Here is an 11,504-nt window from a genome sequence, read left to right as displayed (position 1 = left end):
GCACCTGGCCCCTGCAGGGATGGCGGGATGAACGCCCGTCAGGATGACGGCGTCGAGCCGATCGCGGTGGTCGGATTGGCGGGCCGGTTCCCCGGCGCCGCCACGATCGACGAGTTCTGGCGCAACCAGCGTGACGGCGTCGAGTCCGTCTCCCGGTTCAGCGCACAGGAGTTGATCGACGCAGGGTGGCCGCCGCAGATGGTGGCGCACCCCGACTATGTGCCTGCCTCCGCCGTTTTACCCGGCGCGGATCTTTTCGACGCCGAGTTTTTCGGCTACTCCGCGATCGAGGCCGAGATCAGCGACCCGCAGCAGCGGATCTTCGCCGAGTGCGCCTGGCACGTGCTGGAGGACACCGGTCACGATCCGTCCAGGTTCGCCGGTGCGATCGGGGTCTACGCCGGCTGCTTCGCGAACAAGTATCTGCCGCTGAACCTTTCGGCGAACACGAAGTTCCGGCAGTCGTCGCTGGCCTTCTCGGCGCGCACCTACAACGACAAGGACTTCCTCGCGACCAGGGCGGCGTACCTGTGCAACCTGCGCGGCCCCGCGATCACCGTGCAGACCGCGTGTTCCACCTCGTTGGTCGCGGTGCACCTGGCCTGTCAGGCGCTGCTGAACTACGAGTGCGATATGGCGCTCGCGGGCGGCGTCGCGTTGACCGTGCCGTTGGTGAGCGGTTATCCCGTTGTCGCGGGCGGGCTCTTCGCCCCGGACGGCCACTGCCGTCCGTTCGACGCCGCAGCCGGGGGGACCGTGCCCGGCTACGGCGTCGCCATCGTCGCGCTGCGCAGGTTGCGCGACGCGCTCGCGGACGCCGACCATATCCGCGCACTGATCCCGGGTAGCGCGGTCAACAACGACGGCTCGGCGAAGTTCGGGTACAGCGCGCCGAGCGTGCAGGCGCAGGCCGAGGTGATCGCCACCGCTCAAGCGGTGGCCGCGGTGGCGCCGGAGACGGTCGGCTATATCGAGGCGCATGGCACGGCAACCCCTTTCGGCGATCCGATCGAGGTGGCCGGGCTCGCCCAGGCCTTCGACACCCCCGAGCGCGGATTCTGCGCGCTCGGCTCGGTGAAGGCCAACATCGGTCACCTCGACGCCGCGGCCGGAGTCGCGAGCTTGGCGCGGGCGGTGCTGGCACTGGAGCACGGTGAGATTCCGCCGAGCATCAACTTCGACACGCCCAACCCGGCACTGCGACTGGATCGCACGCCGTTCTACGTGCCGACCACCGCCCGCCCATGGCCGGTCGGTGCGACGCCGCGGCGCGCGGGGGTCAGCTCCTTCGGGATCGGCGGCACCAATGCGCATGTGGTCCTCGAGGAGGCGCCACCGGTGCAGCACAACGCTTTCGGCGGACGAGGCGCACAGTTGCTCGTGCTGTCGGCACGCACCGAGCAGGCCGTGGCGGACGCGGCACGCAACCTCGCCGCCCACCTGGACCGCAACGAGGACCTGAACCTCGTCGACGTCTGCTACACCCTGCAGGCCGGGCGGCGGCGCTTCCCGCTGCGCCGTCACCTGGTGTGCCGCACCAGGACCGAGGCGATCGCTGCGCTCCGGACATTGAGCGCAGAACACGAGGAGACGGCGGAGCAGGCAGCGGGTGGTGCAGGTAAGCACCCTGGCGGCGACACCGGCGGCCGCGAGGTGATCTTTCTGTTTCCGGGAAGTGCCGCGCAGCACCCAGACGCCGGAGCTGAGATCTATCGCAGCGAACCGGCTTTCGCTGAGCAGGTGGACCGCTGCGCCACCTTGCTGCGGCCGCGGCTCGGATACGACGTGCGGCAACTGCTCTTTCCCTCGACCTGGCGCGGTCCGGACGAGATCCATGACGATTCACGCGGCGTGCCCGCCGCAGCCTTCTGTCTGCAGTGGGCGCTCGCGCAGCTGTGGCAGTCCTGGGGCGTACGGCCCGCGGCGATGCTCGGCCACGGCGACGGCGAGTATGTGGCGGCCTGCCTTGCTGGCGTGCTCGATCTCGAAGCCGCCCTTGACATCACCGTCGCCAGGGCGAATATCGCCGACCCCTCGGATTCGCAGCGCGCCGAGTTCGCTACCGTCGTAGCCCGCTACGAACGGAAGCCGCCGCAGCTGCCGTACATCTCAGGGGTGACCGGAACCTGGATCAGCCCGGACGAGGCGATGGACCCGGCCAACTGGGCGCGCCAGCTCGGTGAGCCGATGCGACTCGCTGAGGGCCTGCGCGAGTTGGTCAGCAGGCCCGGCCGGGTCCTCCTGGAGGTAGGCCCGGGCAATGCGCTGACTTCCGCTGCCGCGGTACAGCATTCAACGGCGGAACGAGCGTTGACCTCGCTGCCGGTGCCCGCCACGACCAGCTCCGAGTCGACCCATCTGCTCGACACGGTAGGCGCGATATGGCAAGCCGCAGTGGAGATCGACTGGGTCGGCTTCAACGGCTCGGCACGACCCCGGCGAGTTCCGGTGCCGGGCTATCCATTCCAGCGTCGCCGGTACTGGCTGGGGCCGGACTCCGGACGCTATGAGCCGATGGGCTATGAGGAGACAGCATGAACGACACGGTCATTGCGATCGTCGGGGCGGGTGTCATGGGCACCGGGATCGCGACGCTCGTCGTCGGCCACGGTGTACCCGCTGTGTTGGTCGACATCGACGCGGCCGCGCTGCGGCGGGCCGAGCTCGCCGTGGCGAGCGGGCTGCGGCACGCACAGCTGGCCGGTGCCTCGCCTGCCGCGCGCGTGCCCGCCGCGCTGCATACGACGCTGTCGCTGCACGACATTGCCGACGCAACGGCGGTCATCGAGACGGTGACCGAGCTGCCGGAGCAGAAGGCGGACGTGCTCACCAACATCTCCGCCTTGGTCCGGCCGGGAACACCGTTGATCTCCAACACATCCGGGATACCCATCGACGAATTGGCCGCCTGGGTACGACGTCCCGGCGACCTGATCGGCACGCACTTCATGAACCCCGCGTATTTGATCGCGATGGTCGAGGTGATTCGTGGCCCGCGCACCTCGGAAAAGACCGTCGAGTCGGTGCTTTCGCTGCTGACCCGGCTCGGCAGACGTACCGTGGTCGTCAGGGACGCACCAGGTTTCGTGACGAGCCGGCTGCTGCATCCGATGATCAACGATGCCGCCCGGGTAGTCAGTGCGGGCACGGCTGGCGTCGAAGAGGTGGACACCCTCATGCAGGGCTGTCTCGGTCACCCGACGGGGCCACTACGCACCGCGGATCTGATCGGCATCGACAACCTCGTCGACTCGTTGCAGGCGTTGCATGTTCGGACCGGCGACGAACGGTGCCGCCCCGACGAGCTACTGCTCGACAAAGTTCGCCGAGGCGAGCTCGGCCGGAAGAGCGGCCGTGGTTTCTATTTTTATAGGGAGGTACCGGCGTGAGGTCGGAAGAACAGACCGAAACGGCGTCCATTGATACCGAGGCCGTCATCCACGGCATCACCGAATTCGTTGCCGAGCAGACCGGCACCAGACCCGAGGTAGACCAAGATCTCTTCGCCGCCGGCATCGCCAACTCCATGTTCGCCATGCAGCTTGTCGTCTTCATGGAGCAGACCTACTCCGTGATGGTCGGCGGCGCGGATCTGCAGCTGCCCAATTTCAGCACCGTCAAGAGCATGGCCGCGCTGGTAGGACGGCTGCATGCGGAAGCCGCCGCGAACTGCGATGTCTGACGAGCTCACCGTCGAACGGGCCGCGGTCCGTCGTCTCGCCGGAAAAGACGCTGCTGCATGGGATCTCGCCGGCGTGATCCCGCGGCAGATCCTGCGGGAACTGGGCGCCGCCGGTGTGCTCTGCGCGGAGCTGCCCAAGGAATACGGCGGACTCGGCGCGGGCAGCCTGGCAAGTGGTGAGTTCACCGCCTACGTCGGCAGCGTGTGCAGTTCCCTGCGCAGCGTGCTGACTTCGCATGGCATGGCGGCGTGGACAATTCAGCGCCTCGGCACCCGCGAGCAGCGCGCCGCGCTGCTGCCCGAGTTGGTCGGCGGCAGGCTGGCCGCCGTCGCCTTCAGCGAGTCCGACGCGGGCAGCGATCTCAGCGCCATACGCACCGAGCTGCGTTTCGTCGACGACACGGTGATCATCGACGGCAGCAAGTCGTGGATCACCGCCGCGGCCTACGCCGATCTGGTCATCGTGTTCGGCAAGGTGGGCGACAACGCCGCGGCGGTCGTCGTACCCACGGATGCGCCCGGTGTCGAGGTCGAGAAGATCGCGCACCCGCTCGGGTGCCGCGCTGCGGGGCACGCGCATGTGCGGCTCGCGGACGTCCGGCTACCGATCGCGAATGTGCTTGGTGGAACCGGACTCTCGTTGTCGTTGCTGGCCACGACCGCGCTGGCGTACGGCCGGATGTCGGTCGGGTGGGGCTGCGTCGGCATCCTGCGCGGGTGCCTCGCCGCAGTGACCGACCATGCACGAACACGGGTGCAGTTCGGGAAACCGCTCGCGGAACACCAGCTGGTGTCCCGCCTGGTCGCCGAGCTCTATATCGCGGAGCAAATCGCCACCAGGGCCTGCCAACACGCCAGCCAGTGCTGGGAGTCCGGTTCGCCGGAGGTCGTCATTGCGACCGTCCTCGCCAAGCACGTCAGCGCGACCCAGGCCATGCACGGTGCCGCGTCCGCGATGCAGGTGATGGCGTCGGCGGGCGCCTCGGACGGGCACGTGGTCGCGCGCGCCTACCGAGACGCGAAGTTGATGGAGATCATCGAGGGCAGCAGCGAGATATGCCAGCTGGAGCTGGCGAAGCATGCCATCGCCACCGCGGAAGCCACCAGGAGGGCGGCACAGTGACCGAGGTGATCACGACCGTGAAATGCGTTGTCTGGGATCTGGATAACACGCTGTGGCGTGGCACCCTGCTCGAGGGCGACGATGTGGTTCTCAACGACCACGTCATCGAGACGATCAAGGGCCTCGACGCCAGGGGCATCTTGCAGACGGTGGCCAGCAAGAACGATTACGACCTGGCTTGGGAGCGTTTGGTGGCGCTGGGTGTTGCCGAGTACTTCGTGCTCGCGATGATCGGGTGGCACGCGAAATCGGCGTCGATCCGGAAGATCGCCGACGAACTGAATTTCGCGTACGACACGATCGCCTTCATCGACGACCAGCCCGCCGAACGTGCGGAGGTCGCGTTTCAGCTGCCTGAGGTGCGCAGCTATCCGGTCGAGTCGATTGCGGAGTTGCTGACGCAGCCCGAGTTCCTTCCGGCGACGGTGACGGTCGACTCGCGCCGGCGCAGGCAGATGTACCAGGCGAACCTGCGCAGGCAAGCCGAGCAGGAGTCGTTCGCCGGGCCGTCGGAGGAGTTCCTGCGTTCGCTCGAGCTCGTGATGGAGATCAAAAGAGCTACCGCGGAGGATCTTTCGCGCATGGAGGAGTTGACCCTGCGCACCAGCCAGATGAACGCGACCGGTGTGCACTACTCCGACGCCGACCTGCGTGCGCTGCTCGATGATGCCCGCCACGAGGTCCTTTCGGTGACGATGCGCGATCGATTCGGGCCGCACGGTGTGGTCGGCGTGGTGCTGCTGGAACGTGATGCGGCAGTGTGGCATCTGAAGTTGCTCGCTACGTCGTGTCGGGTTGTGTCCTTCGGTGCGGGTGCGACGGCGCTGAACTGGTTGATCGGTGCGGCGGCCGCTGCAGACGCTCATCTGGTCGCGGACTTCAGGCCGACCGCACGGAATCGGATCATGGAAATCGCGTACCGGTTCGCCGGATTCACCGACGAGCGCTGCGCATGCCTCGACACAGTGGCGGATGCCGACGATGCAGAAACGCAGCGACTGCACATACTGCCGAATCCGAGGCCTGCGCCCGCCGCAATACGGCTCACTGCAGTCCAATTGGCGGCATGCTGACTCTGCTATTTCTTTCGAACCAGTGTTATTCCGTCGGCCATCGTCAGCAACGAGATATCCACTCGGGCATCGTCGCGCAATGCTGCGTTGAGTGATCTGATGGCGACAGTTTCTGGATCCTGATTGAGCGGATCGGCCACTCGGCCGAAATACAGCGTGTTATCGATGACGATCAATCCGCCTGGTCGGACCAGAGCAAGCGAGGCTTCGTAATATGCGCCGTAACCGGTCTTGTCCGCATCGATGAATGCGAAATCGAAACTGTCACCACCGCGTTCGGAGGCCAGGTCGGCGAGTGTCTGCGTCGCGTCGCCGATGCGAAGGTCGATGCGATCGTGCACTGCGGCCCGCCGCCAGAAATCTGCGGCGATCGCAGGCCATCGTGGGCTGATATCGCAGGTCACAACCGTGCCGCCCGGTGCAAGCGCCCGCGCCATGCACAGCGTGCTGTACCCGGTGAAGGTGCCGATCTCCAGCACCGAAGTCGCACCGGACAATCCGACGAGCAGCGCCAACAGCTGCCCTTCCTCCGCCATGACCTGCATCGCGACGCCGCCGGGCAAGTTCGCTGTCAGGGCTCTGAGTTCGGCCAGAATCGAATCTTCGCGCAATGAAACATCGCGGATGTAGTCACGAATTTCCGGCGTTGCCACAATCTGATCTGCCACCAGGCAATGATATCGCCGATCCGGCAGGAAAACCATCACGAATTGGGCCGAGTTCGGCTGTCCGCCTTGAGGATAGAATGAAAAACTCGATACACTGCAACGGTCTGAAAAGTGGGGGACATCAATTCTTACAGAAGGAACATCGATGACTTCGATGAGCGACCTCGAGAAGATCGAAACAAATCGCCAAGGCTTCAATCTGCGCGCGCAGGCGCATCGGCAATCGTCGTACTACGACCTGGAGCTGCTGCGGAACGGCCACAACATGTTGCGCACCCTCGAACAAGAAGAGCTGCGCGATGTGCGCGGACGATCGCTGCTCGAGCTGCAATGCCATCTCGGCGCCAACACCATCTCGCTGGCGCGGATGGGTGCCGAGGCAACCGGCATGGACATCTCGGACGACGCGATCGGCATCGCCCGCGACCTCGCCGAAGAACTGGGCGTCGACGCCCAGTTCGTCCGCTCGGATGTCTACGACCTCCCCCTGGTGCTCGACGGCACGTTCGACATGGTGTTCACCGGATACGGCACGCTGTCGTTCCTGCCCGATATTCCGCGCTGGGCCGAGGTGGCTGCGCACTTCGTCAAGCCGGGCGGCACGCTGACGATCGTGGAGATCCATCCGATCGTCAACCTCTTCGACGTGGTCGACGGCGAATTGCGGGTTGCCCGTTCACTGTTCCACTCCCGGCAGCTGCACCACGTGATGAGGTCGAGCTACGCCGACCGGCTCGCCGACGAGGTGCCGGTGCCCGAGCACACGCTGCACGGCTGGCGGTGGACCATCGGCGAGGTGGTGAACGCACTTGTCGAGGCAGGCCTGGTCATCGAGCGACTTCGTGAGGTTCCGATCGATGCGCGCCAACGGCTTTCGGTGATGGAATCCGACGGGGAGCACAGCTGGCGGATCCCCGGCGACCCGCTGCCGCTGTCGTTCGCGTGCGTCGCCAGGAAGCCTGCTCAGTGAGCGTCCCACTCGGAATGTGCTAGCGCCCGGTTGATGTCGGCGGTCGCGCGGACGACCAGATCGGCGATCACCGGGCGCAGCGTGCGAGACAAGACCATGGCGGTGACCGCGGCGACGCAGTCACCGTTCGGCAGCCGGATCGGCGCCGCGGCGCAGCAGATGCCCACCGCGGCGTCCTGTTGATCGATGACCACCGGCCGCGGCTCGGCCAGGCGGGTGCGCAGTTGTCGAATCTCCTTGTCCGACCAGGATTCACGCAGTCGGTACAGCTGATCGGGCTGGGTACCGAACAGGACCCGCCCGACAGCGGTGCGCGCGGCGACCTCCGTGAGGTCGGCGGGCTGCACCAACGCCGTCCGGCTGTGCGGTATCGCAACGGTCACCATCGGCAGCTGGCCCGCCTCGAGCACGTGAACCGCGACCATCGTGCGGGACAGATCCGCAAGCCGGTGCACCGGTCCGGTCACGGCGCGGCGCAATGCCGCGTCGGGCTGCCACCGGCTCCCCAAAGTCGCGAGCGTCGACCCGACCAGATAGCGGGTGCCGACCTTGCGCACCGCGTTCATCTCCAGCAGTTGTGCAATGTGCCTGCGAACCGTGGTTTTCGGCAGCCCGGTCGCCACCACCAACTCCATCACGCGCAGGCCTTCCGGCGCGTGGGCGAGCGTTTCGAGTATCGAGAACGCGCCTTGCAGGACGGTCCGACTGGAATCGACGGAGGCGGAACGCTCTGTGGGCTCGACGAAATCGCCATCGTCGGAAAGGAACATCGTGATCCTCCTCCAACACCGGACGGTCGACCCGACCGGGTGGTTCTCAGGTGTTCCGAGCACCCTGGCCACCACGTATACGGACCACGCGCGACCGTGGTTCGAAGAAATCCGTTCAGCGAACCACCCCCACCCGCCATAACGTTGCCGCCCAGACCTTTTCACTTACTACATCGCACCCCCGCCCCACCGCGCATCAACCCCTCCCTGATCGCCGCAGCCGCCCCGACTTCGGCACCACCCCGCCCAGCTCCAGAACCCACCCTGCTACCGAGCACGCGAACCCAAGCCCTCTACTGACCCCAGCCACCCACGCCACAACCCGCGGCGCCACCCTTTTGGACTTGGTCAGCTGATCACTGGGAACTGGTGGCGGCATCGCCCGAGAGCCCCCGCCACCAGTTCCCACTCGGCACGAAACCACCGCCTTCGATCCCACATACCGGGATCACCGGTACCCGTGAGACCGGCAAACACGGCCAGCCCACCTCAACGCCGAAATCCGCACCCCTTCTGTGCATCCGCCCCCGTCTGGACGCCCAGAGCCAGTGCGTATCCACAGAACGAGTACGGATCCGAGCCTTCGGTCAACTGGGAACCCGGTGGTCGGCGTGAAAAAGGTCGACGGGAGTCGAGTGGTGCGTTTCGCAATTTGTGAGACGGCGGGGCATTCGAAGGCGCGGGTTGGCGGTGCGCGTGTGGTCCTGGTATTGGGGTTTGGTCGACATAGAGTGGCGGGGTGGGCTTGGTGGTTGTTGGCGTCGGAGTCGTTGTCCTGGCGGTGTTCTGCGGGCTGCATTGGTATGTGTGGCGCAGGCTCGTGCGGGATACGACGGTGCGTGGGTCGGTGGCGCGTCGGGTGGGGACCGGGGTTGTGGTTGGCGGGCCGATCTTGTTGGTTGGTGCGTTTGTGGCTGAGCGGGCGGGGGTGCCGTTCCTGCTTATCCAGATTGTTGCTTGGCCTGGGTATTTGTGGGGTGCGCTGTTGATCTATCTGCTGCTGGCGTTGTTGGTGGGGGAGTTGATTCGGCCGCTGCTGCGGCGCTGGACCGAGCGTGCGGCGCGGGCCGAGGTGGCCGAGGAAGTGACGGTTCCCCCTGCGGTGGCGGAAGAGGTGACGGTTCCCGCGGCGGTCGCGGAGGTGCCGGGGCCCACTGCTGGAGCGGAAGAAGCAGGGTCGGTTTCTCGGCGGCTTTTCGTTTCTCGGGCGGTGGGTGGTGCTGCGGCGTTGGCGGCGGTGTCGACCGTGGGCTATGGCGCGCACAGTGTGTTGACGGGGCCGACTGTGAAGCAGGTGACGGTGCCGTTGGCGAATCTGCCGCGAGCGGGGCACGGGTATCGGATCGCGGTGGTCAGCGATATTCATCTCGGGCCGATTCTCGGGCGCGGGTTCGCCGAGCGGGTGGTCGAGCGGATCAATGGGACGCAGCCGGATCTTATTGCGGTGGTGGGTGATCTGGTCGACGGCAGTGTCGAACATCTGCGATCGGCGGTCGAGCCGTTGGCGCGGTTACGGGCCAGGCATGGTGCTTATTTCGTCACCGGGAACCACGAGTATTTCTCCGGCGCCGAGGAGTGGATGGTGCATGTGCAGGAGCTCGGACTGCGACTCCTTGCCAACAGCCGTGCCGAGCTACCGTATTTCGATCTGGCCGGCGTGAACGATATTCAGGGTAAACGGATCGGGGACGGCCCGGATTTCGCTGCGGCGCTGGGTAATCGGGATATGGGCCGGACTGCGGTGCTGCTCGCGCACCAGCCGGTGCAGATTCATGACGCGGTCAAGTTCGGTGTCGACTTACAGCTGTCCGGTCACACCCACGGGGGACAGGTGTGGCCGGGCAATCTTCTTGCAGAACTGGCGAATCCGACCGTCGCAGGCTTGGAACAGTATGGCGACACGCAGCTCTACGTCACTCGCGGCGCCGGTGCGTGGGGGCCGCCGGTCCGCGTCGGCGCCCCCTCTGACATCACGGTGATCACGCTCGCGTCGAAACAGGCTTGAGCGGCACCAGAATTCGCAACCAGGTCAGTCGGTGAAGTGATAGGTCGCGAGGATGCCCTTGTGGTCGCTGCCCCACCTCGATGGCGTCGCGGCGAAATTGTCCTTGGTAGCTACTTCCTGTCGGGTGCCGCGCACGATGGTCCCTCGCGGCCCGACGATGCCGACGGCGGACAGCCGTAATCCATTGGCGAAGACGTAATCGACGCGATCGCGTTCGTCAGCCTCGGGAGCCCACGCGAGCTCGGAGACGTCCACTTCCGGATTGTCCGACGGCCAGGTCAGTCCGGGATGGGTGGCCGGATCCGGGTACATCGATCGGTAGGCATCGATGAAGCCTGCCTGGTGCAGCCGCCGGGTGGTTTCCCACGCCGCCACCACCCCGTTGTGGTCGAACATGTGCGCCGTGGCGGATGTCCAGTCCAACAGGGACGGCTCGTTCAAATCACCGGCCATGATGACCGGAATCCCTTCCGCTATCTCGTCTTTCGCATCGGCGAGAAAGCTGCTGATGACCTCGGGGCGACCTGAGGCGGCGTTGACGCGCTGAATCGCGGCATGATCGGTCACCGGACCGTCCGGCAGCTTGTCGAACCCGTGCTCGGCGAACTCGCCCGGCGCCGGGACCCCCGGACCGTACCCACGAGGCAGATTGGACGCATACCAGCGAAACTCGAGATGCATCGAGTAGACGGTGAGTCGCCTACCGTCAATGTTCAACCGCGCCTTGATCGTCCACCGCGTCTCGGCAGTCTCCTCGACGGGAAACGCCGACAGAATTCCGGTATCGGGGGACGGGACAGCATGGAACAGATGCCCCCGCCGCGCCAGCTCGGCCGCGACGGCCGTGGTCGCTTGGGTTGCCTCCGAGAGCAACACGATCGAGGCCTGCGTCGAGAGGATGAGATCCGCGAGCAACGCGGTACCGCCGGCGACCTTGCTACCGCTGTGCCACACATTCAACGCCAGCACCCGAATCTCAGGTGGCACGGGTGCATCAGCGGTGGATGCCCGCATCCCGGCGCCTGGCTGGCCTGCAGGAGTCATGCGGCCATCCTGGCACGCCGAGGAGTCCCCGCCCCCGCCACGCGCCGGGCTCGCTCCTCAATGGACGACCGGGATCACAAAGGACCCACCAGCCAGCGCGGAACCCCTGTCGGACAATCAATCCGACAGGGGTGCAGTGCTGATCAGTGCTGACCGTGCGAGCCGGGGG

General features: G+C 66.0%; 10 protein-coding genes. 7 read left to right on the top strand and 3 right to left on the bottom strand.

Annotated features, from left to right (window positions below):
- The first annotated feature begins 27 nt into the window (after positions 1 to 27).
- The 5 genes from NA11_RS41000 to NA11_RS40980 are packed head-to-tail and all read left to right on the top strand — an operon-like array spanning position 28 to position 5,878.
- Positions 28 to 2,538 carry a type I polyketide synthase gene (locus NA11_RS41000; RefSeq protein WP_069167508.1) on the top strand — a complete coding sequence of 837 codons (2,511 nt, stop codon included), beginning with the start codon at positions 28 to 30 and terminating at the stop codon, positions 2,536 to 2,538.
- Positions 2,535 to 3,389, top strand: coding sequence for a 3-hydroxyacyl-CoA dehydrogenase family protein (locus NA11_RS40995; protein WP_069167507.1), 855 nt, complete (start codon positions 2,535 to 2,537; stop codon positions 3,387 to 3,389). Before NA11_RS41000 ends, NA11_RS40995 begins: the two co-directional genes overlap by 4 nt.
- Positions 3,386 to 3,682, top strand: a complete 297-nt coding sequence (locus NA11_RS40990; protein WP_084655527.1) for an acyl carrier protein — start codon at positions 3,386 to 3,388, stop codon at positions 3,680 to 3,682. The genes NA11_RS40995 and NA11_RS40990 overlap by 4 nt, the downstream gene beginning before the upstream one ends.
- Complete coding sequence (locus NA11_RS40985) at positions 3,675 to 4,805, top strand: acyl-CoA dehydrogenase family protein (protein ID WP_069167506.1); 1,131 nt, start codon at positions 3,675 to 3,677, stop codon at positions 4,803 to 4,805. The genes NA11_RS40990 and NA11_RS40985 overlap by 8 nt, the downstream gene beginning before the upstream one ends.
- Positions 4,802 to 5,878, top strand: a complete 1,077-nt coding sequence (locus NA11_RS40980) for an HAD-IIIC family phosphatase (RefSeq protein ID WP_069167505.1) — start codon at positions 4,802 to 4,804, stop codon at positions 5,876 to 5,878. Before NA11_RS40985 ends, NA11_RS40980 begins: the two co-directional genes overlap by 4 nt.
- 5 nt (positions 5,879 to 5,883) lie before the next feature.
- On the opposite strand, the gene NA11_RS40975 is transcribed toward NA11_RS40980, so the two are convergent.
- Complete coding sequence (locus NA11_RS40975; RefSeq protein WP_245746551.1) at positions 5,884 to 6,582, bottom strand: O-methyltransferase; 699 nt, start codon at positions 6,580 to 6,582, stop codon at positions 5,884 to 5,886.
- A gap of 109 nt (positions 6,583 to 6,691) precedes the next feature.
- Here NA11_RS40975 and NA11_RS40970 point away from each other — a divergent pair, with 109 nt between their 5' ends.
- A complete protein-coding gene (locus tag NA11_RS40970; protein ID WP_069167504.1) occupies positions 6,692 to 7,516 on the top strand; it encodes a class I SAM-dependent methyltransferase in 825 nt (274 codons plus the stop codon).
- Here the strand turns inward: NA11_RS40970 and NA11_RS40965 are convergent.
- Positions 7,510 to 8,286 (bottom strand): helix-turn-helix domain-containing protein, encoded by a 777-nt coding sequence (locus NA11_RS40965; RefSeq protein WP_069167503.1) that lies wholly within the window; start codon positions 8,284 to 8,286, stop codon positions 7,510 to 7,512. The genes NA11_RS40970 and NA11_RS40965 overlap by 7 nt on opposite strands.
- A gap of 739 nt (positions 8,287 to 9,025) precedes the next feature.
- Here NA11_RS40965 and NA11_RS40960 point away from each other — a divergent pair.
- Positions 9,026 to 10,291 carry a metallophosphoesterase gene (locus NA11_RS40960; RefSeq protein ID WP_069167502.1) on the top strand — a complete coding sequence of 422 codons (1,266 nt, stop codon included), beginning with the start codon at positions 9,026 to 9,028 and terminating at the stop codon, positions 10,289 to 10,291.
- 24 nt (positions 10,292 to 10,315) lie between these two features.
- Here the strand turns inward: NA11_RS40960 and NA11_RS40955 are convergent, their stop codons facing one another.
- Positions 10,316 to 11,335: an endonuclease/exonuclease/phosphatase family protein gene (locus NA11_RS40955; protein ID WP_141718138.1), complete on the bottom strand. Its 1,020-nt coding sequence runs from the start codon at positions 11,333 to 11,335 to the stop codon at positions 10,316 to 10,318.
- Positions 11,336 to 11,504 lie beyond the last annotated feature (169 nt).

It is taken from the genome of Nocardia altamirensis NBRC 108246 (assembly GCF_001612685.1).
Lineage (GTDB): Bacteria > Actinomycetota > Actinomycetes > Mycobacteriales > Mycobacteriaceae > Nocardia > Nocardia altamirensis.
Note: the sequence above shows the minus strand (reverse complement) of the source record. Positions and strands in the feature narration are given on the sequence as shown.

Bases quoted from the DNA above. Each gene is read 5' to 3' on its own strand.
- NA11_RS40995 (WP_069167507.1), top strand. From the start codon at position 2,535: ATGAACGACACGGTCATTGCGATCGTCGGGGCGGGTGTCATGGGCACC.
- NA11_RS41000 (WP_069167508.1), top strand. From the start codon at position 28: ATGAACGCCCGTCAGGATGACGGCGTCGAGCCGATCGCGGTGGTCGGA.
- NA11_RS40955 (WP_141718138.1), bottom strand. From the start codon at position 11,335: ATGACTCCTGCAGGCCAGCCAGGCGCCGGGATGCGGGCATCCACCGCT.
- NA11_RS40970 (WP_069167504.1), top strand. From the start codon at position 6,692: ATGACTTCGATGAGCGACCTCGAGAAGATCGAAACAAATCGCCAAGGC.
- NA11_RS40975 (WP_245746551.1), bottom strand. From the start codon at position 6,582: ATGGTTTTCCTGCCGGATCGGCGATATCATTGCCTGGTGGCAGATCAG.
- NA11_RS40985 (WP_069167506.1), top strand. From the start codon at position 3,675: ATGTCTGACGAGCTCACCGTCGAACGGGCCGCGGTCCGTCGTCTCGCC.
- NA11_RS40965 (WP_069167503.1), bottom strand. From the start codon at position 8,286: ATGTTCCTTTCCGACGATGGCGATTTCGTCGAGCCCACAGAGCGTTCC.